The organism is Lentzea sp. NPDC020367, from assembly GCF_044387305.1.
Classification (GTDB): Bacteria; Actinomycetota; Actinomycetes; order Mycobacteriales; family Pseudonocardiaceae; genus Lentzea.
This window is the reverse complement of the sequence record NZ_JBIRVV010000004.1, coordinates 920,525-936,614: the sequence shown is the minus strand read 5'-3', so window position 1 is coordinate 936,614 and position 16,090 is coordinate 920,525. Positions and strand designations below refer to the sequence as shown.

At 70.7% G+C, this 16,090-nt stretch carries 9 protein-coding genes and 1 pseudogene; 8 read left to right on the top strand and 2 right to left on the bottom strand.

Annotation, left to right across the window (positions count from 1 at the left end; all coding sequences use genetic code 11):
- On the top strand, nucleotides 1-584 hold a 584-nt coding region (locus tag ACH413_RS21705; RefSeq protein WP_396425112.1), incomplete at its 5' end, for a glycoside hydrolase family 2 protein.
- Here ACH413_RS21705 and ACH413_RS21700 read toward each other — a convergent pair.
- Nucleotides 581-2,158 (bottom strand): MFS transporter, encoded by a 1,578-nt coding sequence (locus ACH413_RS21700; RefSeq protein WP_360039520.1) that lies wholly within the window; start codon nucleotides 2,156-2,158, stop codon nucleotides 581-583. The genes ACH413_RS21705 and ACH413_RS21700 overlap by 4 nt on opposite strands.
- Before the next feature lie 390 nt (nucleotides 2,159-2,548).
- On the bottom strand, nucleotides 2,549-3,664 hold the full coding sequence (locus ACH413_RS21695) for a molybdopterin-dependent oxidoreductase (RefSeq protein ID WP_360039523.1): 1,116 nt from the start codon (nucleotides 3,662-3,664) through the stop codon (nucleotides 2,549-2,551).
- 343 nt (nucleotides 3,665-4,007) lie between these two features.
- On the opposite strand from ACH413_RS21695, the gene ACH413_RS21690 reads away from it, so the two are divergent.
- From ACH413_RS21690 to ACH413_RS21660, 7 genes and pseudogenes are all read left to right on the top strand, one after another.
- Entirely contained in the window at nucleotides 4,008-4,769 is a 762-nt protein-coding gene (locus ACH413_RS21690) for an ESX secretion-associated protein EspG (protein WP_360039526.1), read from the top strand.
- 416 nt (nucleotides 4,770-5,185) lie between these two features.
- A complete protein-coding gene (locus ACH413_RS21685) occupies nucleotides 5,186-5,566 on the top strand; it encodes a hypothetical protein (protein WP_360039528.1) in 381 nt (126 codons plus the stop codon).
- Between the two features lie 43 nt (nucleotides 5,567-5,609).
- Nucleotides 5,610-7,259, top strand: coding sequence for a PPE domain-containing protein (locus ACH413_RS21680; RefSeq protein WP_360039531.1), 1,650 nt, complete (start codon nucleotides 5,610-5,612; stop codon nucleotides 7,257-7,259).
- Nucleotides 7,256-8,011 (top strand): ESX secretion-associated protein EspG, encoded by a 756-nt coding sequence (locus ACH413_RS21675; RefSeq protein WP_360039534.1) that lies wholly within the window; start codon nucleotides 7,256-7,258, stop codon nucleotides 8,009-8,011. The genes ACH413_RS21680 and ACH413_RS21675 overlap by 4 nt, the downstream gene beginning before the upstream one ends.
- Before the next feature lie 41 nt (nucleotides 8,012-8,052).
- Complete coding sequence (locus ACH413_RS21670) at nucleotides 8,053-8,556, top strand: YbaB/EbfC family nucleoid-associated protein (protein ID WP_360039537.1); 504 nt, start codon at nucleotides 8,053-8,055, stop codon at nucleotides 8,554-8,556.
- A gap of 48 nt (nucleotides 8,557-8,604) precedes the next feature.
- On the top strand, nucleotides 8,605-10,323 hold the full coding sequence (locus tag ACH413_RS21665; RefSeq protein ID WP_360039539.1) for a hypothetical protein: 1,719 nt from the start codon (nucleotides 8,605-8,607) through the stop codon (nucleotides 10,321-10,323).
- A gap of 188 nt (nucleotides 10,324-10,511) precedes the next feature.
- Nucleotides 10,512-16,090, top strand: a pseudogene (locus ACH413_RS21660) (hypothetical protein); the annotation flags it as partial.

Genomic DNA, 16,090 nt, shown 5'->3' with positions numbered 1-16,090 from the left:
GCGAGCCGCAGCACGTCCAGGCCTCTTCGGACAGTTGGCAGGTGGCGGTTCTCAACCACACCAACGGCATCCTGCGCGGCCGGGTCGAGGCAACGGTGCACTCACTGACCGGCGCGGTGCTGAGCACGCAGAAGGCCGACGTCGAGGTCGGGCCGTCCGGGAAAGCGGATCTGTTCGAGGTGCCCCCGCACGCGTCCCCGTTGCACCTGGTGCGGCTGCGGCTGTTCGACGGCGACCGGCTGCGGTCCGAGAACACCTACTGGCGTTACCGCGCGCCGTCGGACATGCGGGGTCTGAACTCGCTGGGCCACGCGCGCGTCTCGACGGACGTGGGGAGCACCCGTCATGACGGCGACCGCCGCAGGCTGACGGTGGAGGTGCGGAACACGGGCGAGGTCGTGGCGGCGATGATCCGGATCGGCCTGCGCGACCGGCGTTCGGACACCCGTGTGCTGCCGACGTTCTACAGCGACAACTACCTGTGGCTGCTGCCTGGTGAGTCGCGTGAGGTCACGCTGTCGTGGCACGAGCGCGACCTCACGTCCGAACAGCCCTGCGTGACGGTCGAGGCCTACAACGCCTAGTCGGGCTTGGTCGGCTCGGCGAACAGCAGGTGCCGCACGTGCGCCGGTCCCTTGGCCAGCGCGCGTGCCACCTCCTGGTTCTCCTGGTCCACGACGGTGCCGCGTTCGACGTGCTGGCGCAGGTGTTCCTGCCAGGTCGCCACGGTGAAGGTCTCCAGGAACGTCTCGGGTGTCTCGGTGTCCCGGAACAACCCCCACATCGTGGCGCCCGTTCTGCGCCGGGCCCTGCCGACGCGCTGCATGGCGTCGATGAACGCGTCCTCGTTCTCCGGTGCGACCGGCCACTCCACGGTGACCAGCACCGGGCCCGCGTCGGTGTCGGTGATCTCCGGCGGTTCCTCCCAGTAGGTCGCCGGGCTGACGTCGAGCGGGCGGTCGTGCAGCGGCAGCCACCTCGTCGCCCCGGCGGCCAGCACGACCATCGCCACCGCGGGCACGATCATGGCGACCTTGAGGCTGTACGCGTCCGCGATCACGCCCCACACGACCGCGCCGAGCGCCTGCCCGCCCATGAGGATCAGCTGGTAGTAGGCCAACGCACGTGCCCGTGTCCACGCAGGCAGCAGCACCTGCGCGAGGGCGTTGAACGTCGACAGCGTGGCGATCCAGCAGGCGCCGGTCAGCAGCATCGCCACGATCACCACCGCGAAGCTCTGCGTCAGCACCGCCGTGCTGGTCGCCGCCGCGTAGACGAACGTCGCGAGCAGCACCATCCGGTTCTTGCTCATGCGCTGCAACAACTTCGGCACCACGAACGCGCCGCCGATCGCCCCCGCCCCGACACTGCCGAGCAACACGCCGTACCCGCTCGCGTCGAGTCGCAACGGCCCGCGCGCGATCGCCGGCAGCAGCGCCCACAACCCGCTGCCGAACACGATGAACAACGTCAGCCGCGTGAGCACGCGCCGGAACAACGGCGAACTGGCCACGTACCGCGCACCCGTCCGCATGGCGGTGGTGATGTGCTCGGTCCCGAGCGGCCGGTGATCCGACGGCCGCTTCCACCGCGAGAGCACGATCAGCACGCCGAAGAAGCTCACCGTGTTGAACGCGAACGTCGCCTCCGACCCGGCCAGCGCAATCAGCAACCCGCCCAGCGCGGGCCCGATCGCGCGCCCGACGTTCATGTTGACGCCGTTGAGCAGCGCGGCCTGCGGAATCTCCTCGCGCGACACCAGTTCCGGCTGAATGGCCTGGAACGAGGGCATCGACAACGCCTGCCCGATCGCCATGAGCGCCAACAGCCCCAGAAGGCTCGACGGCGTCGCCTTGTCCGTGCCCGCCAGCACCATCAACCCACCCGCACCCGCGAGCATCAACGCCTGGCCGGAGATCAGCACGTGCCGCCGGTCGAGGATGTCGCCGAGCGCGCCGGACGGCACGACCAGCAGGAACACCGGCAGCGTCGTGGCGGTCTGGACGAGCGCGACCTGCAGGGCGCTGCCGCCCAGGTCGCCCATGAGCCACTGGGCACCGACCGTCTGCGCCCACGTGCCGATGTTGGAGGCGAACTGGGCGAGCCACAGCGCACGGAACGCGCTGCGGCGCAGGGGCGCCCACGGGGAGACAGTCACCCGCCGATCTTCACACCCTCGGGGGTGCTGTGCCGAGCACGCCGAGCCTGTCGGTCGCGGTCACCAGAATTGAAATTGGGCGTACCCGGCCCGCCTCGTGTGTGTACCGAGACGTGGAGAGCCTGCGCGAACCCAGCTACCCGGTCAGGTTCGTTCGGGCGGCTACACGCCTCGATGCCGATCCACGGGCCAAGGCGAGAACAAGCCGCCCAGACAGCACGGCCCGTACCTCGAACATAAGTCTCGTGCGTTCGATGTGCCCCCACAGCTCAAGACCGCTCCGCAGGCGGCCTCGATGTGGTTTGAGCGTCTGGCAACGGATTCCTCAGCTCAGCCGCCGCCACGGGACTTGCATTCGGTCAACACTGAAGTTATTGAGAGCACGAACCTTCAGGCCACCGTCACCGGATGCCTGACAACGGCCCCGAACAGGTAGCCCTGCGTGTTGTACGGCGACTCGTCCGGCTGCCCGTCCACCCGAGCCCGCAGCACGTGCTCCCCCGGAGTCGCCTGCCACGGCACCTGCCACCGGGTCCACCCGCCGCGCGACACCGGCGTGGCCCGCCGCCACGACCGCCCGTCCGTCGACACCTCGACCTTCCGCACCCCGTCCGGCGACCAGGACCGTCCGGTCAGCACCTGGCGGCCGGCCGGCACCACGGCACCCCAGCCGAGTTCGAAGGCGCTCTTGCCGACCTGCGAGGTCACCAGAGTGCCCTCGGCCGGATACGTGGGTCCGAGCAGCCGGTAGTACTGCGTGTCCCAGGGCGAGTGCAGCGCCGACGCCGACACCTCCAGCGAGCCCAGCCACTTGATGCTCGCGATCCCGATCCACCCCGGCACCACCAGCCGCGCCGGGAAACCGTGGTCCGGCGGCAGGTCGGCGCCGTTCATCTCGTACGCCACCAGCACGTCGTCCAGGGCCTTGGCCACGGGCAGCGGCCGCCGGACGCGACCCAGGTTCACGCCGCCGGTCACGTACTCCGCGTCCAGACCGGCGGGCAGCACGTCGACGGCGGAGCGGCGCAGGCCCGCCAGCCGCAGGAGCAGGCCGAGCGACACCCCGCGCCAGCGGGCGTTGCCGACGGCGCCGAGCTTCCAGGGTGTGCCCGACACGGTTTGGCCCTGCTGCGTGGTGAAGAAGCTGCGGCCGTTGCCCGCGCACTCGATCACCGCCTCGACCGAGCACGACGGCAGTGCGCGCAGGTCTCGCAGCGACAGCGACAACGGGCGCGTCACTCCGGAGCCGTGGATCTCCAGCCGCCAGGACGTGGGGTCGATCAGCGGGGTCGAGGTGTGGTTGCGGACGAAGAACTTCGACACAGGCGTTAGCGAACCGGTGCCGCGCAGGGCCTCCCAGCGCGTCTCCGCGTTGGTGCCGTGCACGATGAAGTCCGTGTCGGGCAACGGTTTCACGATCGTGGGGGCCGCCACGGCCCTGGCAGGAAGCACCGAAGGCAGCACCGAGAGTCCTGCCGCGAGGAGCACGCCGCGCCGAGAGATCATGCGTCCGAAGTTAGCTACCCACCGCAAGGGTGCGTCTCACATCGCAGGACCGCCCAGGCGACGTGATTTGGGTCACACCCAACCGGCCGCAGGGCCGCCGCGAGGACGTGTGAACGGGCAGGGAGCGTCTGCCCAGGTCACGCATTGAGAGCGCTCCCAGAACCTGGGAAAACAAGCGTGCGCACAGGTTCCGTTCGCCCGGAAGTGGCCCGTTTCCACCCGGCGCGACTGATTGTGAACATTCGTCTCAACCGGGTACGTATTCGGCCGATGAGGAACGGTTGACGCATTTCTGCCCGATACTGCGCGCAAAGCAGGCAGAGCAGAAAGGTTCCGAGCACTCGTGATCACGCCCGAGTACTTGCTGTCGACCCGCGAGTTCGAGGTGCTGTGGCAGACGCTGCGGCTCGGCAGAATGCCGTACCCGCTCGACGTGCCCAGCGAAGGAGCGACCGAGCAGGACGTCAAAGCATTGCAGGCCAGCACGATCGCCGGACTGCGGCGGCGTGGCATCGCCGACGACCCGCGGCTGGAGGACCTGTTGCGGGTGCTCGGCGACCACGAGGTGTCCGTGGACGCCGTCGCCGGGCTCGACCGGACCGTGCGGGCACTGGCCGCCGCCGGCGGGACGGAGGCCGTGCTGGCCGTCATCGACGGCGAGACCGTCGGCCTGTCGGCGATCAGGCCCACCGCCCTCGCCCGCGAGATCGTCAGGGTGCTGCCCAACGGGGTGGCGGGGCCCGGCAGCGCGCTGTCGGTGCGCCTGGAGACGTTGCAGCAGGCCGTCGCGCTGCAGGAGGCCGAGCAGGAGGAGGACTCCGAGGACCCGTGGGGTGCGGCCGACGAGGAGCTCGACGACCGCGAGGCGTTGCTGAAGGCCGGACTGTCCGCGCAGGACGCGCGGCAGATGGACGAGCTAGCGCAGAACCGGGTCGCGGGTGGCCAGTTCGGTGTCACGCACGGACGACACCGCGCTGACGTGGTCATCAACTGGTTCGACACCCATCAGGGGCGCTACCTGATGGTGCGTTCCGACGGCTGGCTCAGCCTGTCGCCCACCGACAACGACAAGATCGCCACGCGGATCGACGCGGTACTGGCCTGAGAGTGGTGCGTTCCAGCGCACAAGAATGATCCAAATCGGGCATCGCGGGCGTACTCTCCGGAGTGCGCCCGCGTTGTCGTCTCCGTCGACCGATTCAGCCGATCCGGTGAACGACGAACCAGGCTGTGACGGACCTCAAGAAAGCCCTAAATTCCAGAGAATGCCCTATGTGATTTGAGTCACAGTCGACCCAGGTCAAGGGCCGTTCCAGGGATGTGAACAGAGATCGGGAGCCCGAACGGGCAGCCCCCCGAGAGCGCTCCCACAACCAGGGCAAACGATCACGCTGTTACACGACGTTCACCAGTTCGTGGCCCGATTCGGTCAGTGACAACGCATTGTGAACGCGGATCTCAATTGGTAACTCGCGCGCGGCAAAGTGAGCGATGCGCGAAAAGACCCCCGATACTGCCCGCATGTACATCGTCGGTGACAACAAGGCTGTCCCGCTCGGCGACACCGTCAGCACGGGCCAGGTGCAGATCGACCCGGAGGCGGGCGAGGAACTCCGCAAGCAGTTCCAGACCCAGATCGACCAGGTCGACTCCTGGATCGAACGCGCCAACTCGAGCATCGCCCGCCCGGCGCCGCTTGGCGCGAACCCGGTCGGCGACAAGATGCGCGACAAGTTCACGCATCGCGCCGAGGGTGAGCAGTACTCGTTCGTCAGCGTCATGACCGCGTACCGCACGGTTCTGGAGCAGACGAAGAACTCCATCGTCGAAGCGATCGGGAACTTCACGAAGCTCGACGAGGAACAGCAGGCCGAACTGAAGAAGCACATGGGTAACAGCTGATCTTGTGGCCAGCTGATCCAACGGAGTGAGAGGCGAGCCGGTCATGCCCCCCGAGACCGACCCGAGCGAGATCGAGAACGTCCCGGTCCTCACGGACCCGCAGAACTGGGCGTCCCGATCGCACCAAGAGCTGTATGCCGCGGTGCACAACAACAACGACCCCGGTCAAGCCGGCCAGATCAGCTCCGACTGGAGCAAGTACGGCAACGAGCTGACCGAGGCGTCCCGGACCATCAACTCGGTCATCACCGCGTCGGAGTCGAAGTGGACGGGTGGAGCCGCCGAGGCCGCCCGTGCCGCGATGAAGAAGCTCGGGGACTGGGTCGACGAGACCGCGAAGACGGCCGTCGACGTCGGCACCAAGGTCGCCGACCAGGGCCGGGTCATGGAGAACGCCAGGGCGCAGATGCCCCCGCCGGTCGAGTTCGACTGGAACAAGGCCGCGGCCGCGCTCGCCCAGCCCGGTACGCCCGCCTTCGTGCTGGCCTCCGCCGACATCGCGCTCGCCAACGCCGCGTCGCGCGCGGCGCACGACCAGGCGGTCACCGTGATGACCGACATGGAGAACAACTCCCGCCAGATCGACTCGACGACGCCCGCGTTCAAGCCGCCGTTCAACCCGAACACCGGCATGGTCGAGGAGCCGGTGATGGCGGTGCCGCGCTCCGGCGCGGCCGCGTTCACCGGTGGCGCGGACGGCCTCATGTCCACCCAGGCGGCGAGTGCCGGAGCGGCGACGGCGGCCCCTCCGACCACCAACGGCCAGTCGGGTTCCGGCGCGGGCGCTGGAGCCGGCGGCGGCGCGGGCGGCGGCAGTGGCGTGAACCAGCCCGCCGCGGCGGCCTACAACCCGAGCGCGCCCGGCTACACCGGAGCGGGATCCGGAGCCGGTGGCGGTGCGGGCGGTGGCGCCGGTGGCGGCAGCAGCTACACGCCGCAGATGGGCAACACGAACACCAACACCGCGGCGGCCTACACGCCGACCGCGCCTGGTTACAGCCCCGGCAACACGGGCAGCACGTACACCAGCAGCAGCGGTGGGGGTGGCGGTGGCGGCGGTAGCAGCTACACGCCGACCGCGCCCGGCTACACGCCTCAGATGGGCACCGGTGGCAAGTCGAACACCGGCCAGAACCAGAACATCCCGAAGGTCCCGGTCGTCGGCAAGGACCTGTCGAACCCGAACTACGTCCCGCAGAACCCCAAGGGTCCCGCGGCCTACAACCCCTCGGCGCCCGGTTACACCGGTCCCGGTGGTGCGGGCGGCGGTGCCGGTGGTGGCGGCGGTGGCGCTGGTGGTGGCGCCGGCATGAAGGGCGGAATGCCGTACTCCCCCCAGATGGGTGCCGGAGGCGGCGGCGGCGGTGCGTTCGGCGGTGGCGCGGGCGGTGCGGCGGGCTCCGGTGCGGGCGCGATGCAGCCCGGCGGCGCGGCCGGTGTCCAGGGCCAGGCCGGACGTGGCGGCATGCCGATGGGCATGGGCCCCGGTGGCGCCTCCGCGGCCGGTGCCGGCATGGGTGGCGCGCCGATGGGTGGCGCTCCCGGTGGCGGCAAGGGCGAGGACGACAAGGAACACCGTTCCGCCAGCTACATCATGGGCGGCGACCTGTTCGAGGTCCCCGGTGAGAACCTGCCCCCGTCGGTGATCGGTGCCGCGAAGGTCAAGAAGCAGAAGGGGACCGAGTCGCAGTGATCACGCCCGAGTTCCTGCTCTCGCCGCGCGAGTTCGACGTGTTGTGGCACGCCCTGCAGCTCGGCAGAGTGCCGTACCCGCTGGACGTGCCGAACGAGGGCGAAACCGAGCAGGAACGCCGCGTGCTCGTCACGAAGACGATGGACGAGCTGCGGTCCCGCGGGCTCGTGGACAACCAGCGTCTCGAGGACTTCCTGCGGCTGCTCGACGACCACGAGGTGTCCGTGGACGCCGTCGCCGGTCTTGACCGCACCGTGCGCGCGCTGGCCGTTTCCAACGGCCGGCGCGCCGCGCTGGCGATCATCGACGACGACCGGGTCGGACTGCTCGAGATCCGGGAGACCGGGATCGCCCGCGAGATCGTGAAGGTGCTGCCCGACGCCGTGCCCGGTCCTGGCACGGCGGTGAACGTCCGGGTCCAGTCCCTTCAGGACGCGGTCGCGTTGCAGGAGGCCCAGGAGGTGGACCCCAACGACGACCTGTTCGGCGACGGCGGGGTGGACGACCAGGAGGCGCTGCAGCAGGCCGGTCTGTCCCCCCAGGACGCGAAGCAGTTCGACGAGCTCGCCTCGAACCGCGTCGCGGGCGGCCAGTTCGGCGTCACCCACGGCCGGCAGCGGTCGGGTGTCGTCATCAACTGGTTCGACACCCACCAGGGCCGTTATCTGATGGTCAACTCGGACGGCTGGATGAGCGTCTCGCCGACCGACAACGACCGCATCGCCACCCGAATCGACGCTGTGCTCGCGTGAACTAGCGCGTCTCAGTTGAACCGCCGCCGCCGGAGGAACGTGTGAATCCCGCGAACCCTTATCAGTGGGTCGAAGAGTACGAGGCCAAGCTGGCCGACCTGAAGCAGAAGTCGGAGAACCTCTCGGAGAACGTGGCCGCGGCCTCCGCCACGGTGACGTCGAAGGACGGCGCGGTGACCGTGACGGTGGGTCCCAACGGCGGCCTGCAGAACCTGCAGCTCGGGCACCGCGCGGTCGAGCTGGGCGGGCCCCGGCTCACGGCGCTGATCCTGGAGACCGCGCGGAAGGCCCAGAAGCAGGCGGCGACGCAGGTCCTCGAGCTCTTCAAGCCGCTCGGCGAGGGCACCGAGGCCTACCAGATGGCGTCGGACGCGATCCCGGACGACGAGTTCGACGAGGAAGTCGACCAGTACGACGAGGTCGACGACGAGCCGGAACCCGCTCCGGCTCCTCCGGTGAGCAAGCCGGCGGCAACCCCGCAGCCGGCGCCCGTCCGCGGCCGGCCCCGTGCGGACGACGACGATGACGACGACAACCCCTGGTAAGGAACAGCGATGACCGCGCCTGAAACTCCACTCCCGTCTCCTCCCGGGATGAAGATCACCGAGGAGAACAAGCTCAAGGGCTCGCTGTTCATCGAGGCCTACGGCAGCCTGATCGACGGCATCAGCAAGGACGCGGAGTCCGAGACCGAGAAGGCTCTCGACATCACGTTCAACGCCATCGGCGCGGCCTCGGCCACGGTGATGCTCGCGATCGACCCGCTCGGCAGCATCATCGGCGCCGGCGTCGGCTGGCTGATCGAGCACGTCTCGTTCCTGCGGGACGCCCTGAACCAGCTGATGGGCAACCCGGAGGAGATCCAGGCCAACGTCGAGGCCAACAAGGCGCGCGCGGCCGAGCTGCGGGTGCTGGCCGAGGACCACAAGAGCGGTCTCGCGACGTTCGACGGCTGGACGGGTCAGTCGTCCGAGCGCTTCCAGGCGTCGATGGACAACATGAGCCACGAGCTCGACGACCTGGCGAACGCCGTCGAGTCCAAGGCCAAGATCGTCGCGATCATGGGCATGCTCGTCACGGTGCTGCGTGACATCGTCCGCGACCTGATCGCCCAGCTGATCGGTTCGCTGATCGGTGGCGCGCTCATCGCCGTCGCCATGATGATCCCGACCTTCGGCGCGTCGATCCCGATCTTCGGTGGCTTCGCGGTCGGCAAGGCCGTCGCGCTGGGCGTGAACATCGCGTCCCGCGTCGCCCGCGTCGTCGCCGCCCTCGGCCGTCAGATGAAGCGCATCGGCGACCTCGACGACATCATGAAGAAGGTCAGCAAGGGCTGGGAGCGGTTCGAGAACTCCGCCGACGTCGCCGAGATCACCTACGAGGGCTACAAGGCCCAGAAGGGTGTCGACGACAAGATCGACGAGGCCATGGAGGGCAGGGGCAACACCCCGCCCGGTGCCTCCGGTGGCAAGACGCTCGCAGACACCCAGGTCGCTTCGGGTGGCAAGACGCTCGCGGACACGACCGCCACGGCGTCGCTCCCGAACGCCCGCGTGGGCACCGTCATGCAGGACGGATACGCGCAGGCAACGCTCCCGAACGCTCCCCTCAGGGCGATGGACGCGGGCGAGCCGATGCAGGCCCTCAGGCGCACGGAAGCCGCAGAGCCGATGATGGCCGCCAAGCGACTGGCGTCCGAGCCGCTTCAGCCGATGCAGGCTGTCCGTGCGATGGACGCGGTCGAGCAGCCGATGCAGGCCCGTACCGCGATGCACGCCACCGAGCCGTTGCAGGCCCGTACGGCGATGCACGCGGCCGAGCCGATGCACACGCTGCAGCGCACGCAGATGGACGCCGTGCAGCCGCTTCAGCCGATGCAGCGGGCCGAGGCGGTTCAGGCCCCGATGGCGTTCTCCCGCGTGGAGGCGGCCGAGGCTCCCGTGGCGTTCTCCCGTGCGTCGGCGCAGGACTCCACGATGGTGTCCGGCGTCAGCATGACCGGGGGCGCCCCGATGCACGAGTCCGTCCAGCCGATGCAGGCGCGTGAGGTGTACACCAGCCCGGACACGCCGTCCGAGCCGTTGCAGGCCCAGTCGGGTTACGAGCCGCTCGCGCGCACGCAGATGTCGCACGCGTACGACGCTCTCGAGCCGTCGCGCGTCGACGCGCAGCCCGTTTACGAGAGCGTCAACCCGCTCATGGCGAGTGAGCCGCTTCAGCCGACCGTCGGCTACGAAGCGGCCGGCGGTGCCGCGGCCCAGCCGCTGCGTCCGACCATCGCGCACGAGCGGTCCGTCCGGCCGACAGAGTAAGTCCAGCCAACAGCCGGGATCCCCGCGATCCCGCCTTGTTCTGACGCAGCACTGGAGAATCGCCGCTCATGGCCAAGGGGAACGTCAATCCCAACCCAGCGCCGAACCCGGGAGCCAACCCTCCCCCCTCGGCACCGCCCACCAGCGGAACGGGCGGAGGCGGCCCCACCGGCAACTCCGGTTTCTCCATGAACGACTCCTCGATGCAGGGGTTGCAGAGCAAGGCGGGTGACCTGGGGTCCCGGCTGACGAGCATCTCGTCCGGCCTGCGGGGCCTGAACTTCAGCGGCAACGCGCTCGGGCCCATCGGCCTGTTCGCGGTGCCGGCGCTCAACGCGTCCAACGACAACGCCGTCTCGCAGGCCGACAAGGGCGCCAAGGCGTTCACCGAGGTCCAGACGAACCTGAAGGCGACGCAGCAGACCGCCGTGCAGGTCGACCAGACCAACCAGACCAACATCAAGTCGATCGACTCGACCACCGGCGCGAAGAACGTGCCCGGCGCCGGCACCAACACGCCGGGCAACAAGACTCCTGGCGGCCCCAACGTCACCGGCCCACAGGCGATCAACGGCGGCGGCGGCGCGACCGGCGGCGGCAAGGGAACCGCCGGCGGCCCCAACGTCACCGGCCCACAGGCGATCAAGGGTGGCGCGGGCGCGACGCCCGGCGGCGGCAAGGGACCCACGGGTGGTGCCGCGGCCGGTCCGGCCCCGAACATCAAGGGCGGCGCGGGCGCGACTCCTGGCGGCGGTGCCAAGGCTCCCGCCGCGTTCACCCCGACGGCACCCGGCTACACCCCGCCCGGTGGCGGCGGCGCCAAGGGCGGCGCGTCCGGCGTGAACCCCGCCGGTGGTGCCGCGGCAGGCGCGACCCCGAACATCAAGGGTGGCGCCGGCGCGACGCCTGGCGGCGGTGCCAAGGCACCCGCTGCCTTCACCCCGACCGCACCCGGCTACACCCCGCCCGGTGGCGGCGCCAAGGGCGGCACGGCCGGCGGCGGGAAGGCCACCGGTGGTGCCGCGGCGGGCGCGGCCCCGAACATCAAGGGCGGTGCCGGTGCCACGCCTGGTGGCGGTGCCAAGGCACCCGCTGCCTTCACCCCGACCGCACCCGGCTACACCCCGCCCGGCGGCACCAACGCCGCCGGTGGCAAGGGAGGCGCGGCCGGCGGCGTCAAGAGCCCCGCGGCGTTCACGCCGACCGCGCCCGGCTACACCCCACCTGGCGGTGCGACCGCCGCTGGAGGCAAGGGCGGGGGCGCGACGCCTGGTGGCGGCGCCAAGGGTCCCGCGGCCTACACGCCGACGGCTCCCGGTTCGACGCCTCCCGGAGGCAAGGGCACGGGCGCGACGCCCGGTAGCGGTGCGACGCCTGGTGGCGGCGCCAAGGGCGGGGGCGCGACTCCCGGTGGCGGTGCGACGCCCGGTGGCGGCGCCAAGGGCCCCGCGGCCTTCACGCCGACGGCGCCCGGTTACAACGGCCCCAACACTCCCGGCGGCGCGGCCGGCACCAAGCCCGCCACGTCCGCTCCCGGCCCGCAGGGCGCCGTGACGTCGCCTTCGCGCGGCGGGGCGACGTCTGCCGGGGCACCCCCCATGGCCCCGCCGATGGGCGGCGCGAACCCCGGTGGCGCGGCCGGCGGTGAGCGTGGCGGCAGCAAGTACACCCCCGCCGGCGGCAGTGCGAAGGGCGTGTTCGACGCGCCCAAGCCGCCCTCACCCGACAGCACCATCACCAAGGCCCCGCCGTCTTCCTCGCCCTCGACTCCGCCCCCGGCCCCGAAGCCGGGCGTCGGCGGCACCCCGTCGCCCACGGGTGGCGCGACGCCGCCCGCCGGTGGCGCCAAGGGCCCCGCTCCCTTCACGCCGACGGCACCCGGCTACAACGCGCCCGGCAACCCCGGCAGCGCCGGTGGCGCGACGCCGACGGCCGGTGGCGCGACTCCCGGTTCCTCGGCTCCTGGCTCCTCGGCTGCCGGCGGCGGTGCCAAGGCCCCTGCTCCCTTCACGCCGACGGCGCCGGGCTACAACGGCCCCGGCAACCCCGGCGGCCCGACGGCGCCCGGTTCGCAGAGCGCCGTCGCCACCCCGCCGCAGAGCGCCGGCCCTCGTGCCGGCGGAGCCCCCGGCGCGACGCCGTCCGCCGCGGCTGCTCCTCCCATGGCACCGCCGATGGCACCTGGCGGCGCGAACCCCGGTGCGACCGGTGGCGAACGCGGCGGCAGCAAGTTCACCCCCGCCGGTGGCGGCGCGAAGGGCGTGTTCGACGCGCCCAAGCCCCCGTCGCCCGACAGCACCATCACCAAGGCTCCGCCGCAGTCGTCGCCGTCCACGCCGCCGCCGGCCCCGAAGCCGACGCCGCTGTCCCCTCCGCCCGCGGCCACCGCGCCTTCGACGACCTCGCCGAACACGGCACCGCCGGCACAGAACCGTCCTGGCACGCCACCGGTCTCTTCACCGGCGCCCGCGCCGAACACGAACGTCGCGCCGCCCGCGCAGAACCGGCCCGGCACGCCGCCGGTGTCGACGCCGCCTCCCGCGGCGAACGTGCCGCCGCCCGCCGCCCAGTCGCGGCCGGCTCCGGTGGCACCGCCGGTGTCGTCGCCCGCACCGAACACCAACGCGCCCAGCACCAACGCGCCGTCGCCCGCACCGAACACCAACGCGCCGAACACGAACGTGCCGTCGCCGCGCCAGGACACGACGCCGTCGGCTCAGCCGCCGCGCGCCGACACGCCGCCGGCGCAGACGCGTCCGGCGCCGCCCGCGAACGTGCCGCCGGTCAACACACCGTCGCCCACGCCGAACGTCAACACGCCGGCCCCCAACCCGGCGACCAACACCCCACCGGCCAACGCGCCTTCGCCGAACCCGGCGACCAACGCGCCGTCGACCAACGTGCCGCCGGCGAACACGCCGTCTCCCCGTTCGGAGACGACGCCGTCCGCGCAGCCGCCGCGTGCCGACGCACCGCCCGTGCAGACACGCCCGGCGCCGCCCGCGAACGTGCCTCCGGTGAACACCCCGCCGGTCAACACGCCGCCGGCAAACGTGCCTCCGGTCAACACGCCGAACACCAACACGCCTCCGGTCAACACGCCGCCGCCGGCGAACACGCCTCCGGTCAACACCCCGCCGGCGAACACGCCCGCGCCGGCTCCGCGGCCCGAGACCACCGTTCCCCCGGCGAACACCTCGCCGAACCCGAACCCGGCTCCCAGGCCCGAGACCAACACCCCGCCGGCCAACACGCCGAACCCGGCGCCGAACACCAACACTCCCCCGGCCTCCACGCCGTCTCCGCGGCCCGAGACGAACGTCCCGCCGACGAACACGCCGTCGCCCACCCCGGCGACGAACGTGCCGCCCGCGAACACGCCGTCTCCTGCACCGGCCACGAACGTGCCGCCCGCGAACACCCCGTCGCCCAACCCCGCGACGAACGTGCCGCCGGCGAACACGCCGTCGCCGAGGCCGGACACCGCCGTTCCCGCGGCGAACACGCCGAAGCCCGAGACCAACGCTCCCCCTGCCGGGTCCAAGCCCACCCCGGACACGAACACGCCCAACCCCGGCGACCCGAGCGTTCAGACGCGGCCGGCTCCCGCGCCGCCCACCGGCGCGGCGCCGAACCCGAACACCACGGCGAACCCGAACACGACGGCCAACCCCATGCCCGGCCTGGTCGTGCTGCCGCCCGCGGCCGCCGCACCGAACCCCGGCCCCAACACGGACGCGGGCCGTGCTTCCGACTCCGACTCGTCCACCGATGTCCAGCGGGACTCCACGACCTCTGCTGCCCCTCCGACGGTGAACGAACTGCTGGCGGACGTCGACAATGTCGTCGTCGCGGTGGACAACGCGGCGGGGCTCGGCCACCAGGCCGCAGCGACGACGCTGGTGAAGGCGCTGCGCGACGGCGGCTACCAGGACAAGATCACCTTTGTCACCGATCCGGAGTCCGCGAAGAAGATGGAACTCCTGATCACGCCGGACCTGCAGCCGGTCGAGGTCACCAGCTCGCCGAACCATCCCGACGACAGCAACACGTTGCTGCTGTCGGCAGGCGACGACTCACTCAGCGTGCACGACCCGGTCGGCGCCACCAACTACCTCAACAAGAACAACGTCAACGAAGCTCTCATCCTCAAGCCTTACGCCTGGGACAGCAGCAAGCGGCTCCTCATCAAGCGCGACTCCCCCGGCAGTGACGTCCAGATCATCGATCTGGACCCGCACATCAGCCCTGACGCCAGGTACGTCTACGACGTCCCGAAGATCACCAGTTCGCCGGAACTGGCCAAGCTCATCGACCAGGAGATGCCCGCCAACCCCGCGAAGGCGGACGGCATCAAGAAGGTCGCCGACGCGGTGCTCAACGACAAGGCCGACCTGATGCCGGTCTACGGCCTCGGGGCCGTCGACCTCGTGAACCGTCCCGGCGTGTCGAACCACCTGGCGATGGCTCTGCACTCGCTGGACCAGAAGCCCGCGATCATGATGGAGATCACTCCGTCGCCGGTCTGGTTCGTACCGGAGCTCAAGGCCGACTGGCTGAAGCGCGCGGACATCGCCTCACCCGACCTGGATCAGCAGATCAACGACCTGAAGCCGGGCGACGTCCTGGTGGTGAACACCGGGTCCATGCCCCAGGCGGTGTTCCAGCAGGTCTTCCAGTTCGGCACCCTGCCCGCGATCAACGAGGGCGCGAACTCCACGAACCTCGCGCACCTCGTCGAACGGCCGAACATCTCCGTTCTCACCAACAAGACCCCTTATCCGAGCGTCCCCGGCAGCGACGCCGCCACGTCGAACCTGAACAACGTGAGCGACGGTCTGCGAGCGGACACCGCGTGGATCGAAGCTGCCAAGACCAACCCGGATGTGAAGCAGGCGATCAACCTGACCTCCGCCGTCGAGACCTTCTCGGCGCTCCGGGACTACGTGGAGTCGCCGAACCGCGACCCCGACGAGGCAGCCAGCACCGTCTCCCAGGTCGCCTCCATGCTCGCGCCCGCGGTCCCGGGTAAGGGCGCGGACGTCGCGAACATCCTTTCCGGACTCCCCGACGACGCCGTCAAGGAGATCAGCAGCGTCATCGACGGCAAGCCGCTGTCGACGAAGTTCCTCGACGACTCCAACACGGTCGATCTCACCAAGGACCAGCTCGACAAGATCATCGGTCTGCTCGAGTCGCAGAAGCCGGACCTCCAGCAAAAGCTGTCCGACAACGCCCCGAGCAACACGCCGGGCGATCCGGTCGATCCCGACGTTCCCGGTTCAGCTCGAAACGACGTCGCCCAGATCGCTGACCTGCTGAAGAACCTCTCGCAGAAGGACAGTCCCGAAAGCCAGTACTTCTCCCAGGTGTTCGAGGACGCTCGCGCACCGCAGAACAACCAGGTTCTCCAGGCTCTGACCCTGCGGCTGGACCCGCCACAGCCGGCTCCCGCGGCTGCCCCGGCACAGCCGACGACGCCGTCCACCGAGGTGCCGAGCCCGTCGACGACGGTGGACTCGACGCCACCGGCCGAGTCGGCCCCTGCTCCGGCGGCTCCGCCCGCCGTCACGACCCCCGAGACCAGCACCAGCACCGACACCAACGCCGACAGCGATGCCGAGTCCGACGGACCCGACATGAGCGGCGGCCTGTTCGGCAGCGATACCGACAGCGACGCCGAGTCCGGACCCGACATCAGCGGCGGCCTCTTCGGCTCCGACACCGACAGCGACGCCGAATCCGGGCCCGACATCAGCGGCGGCCT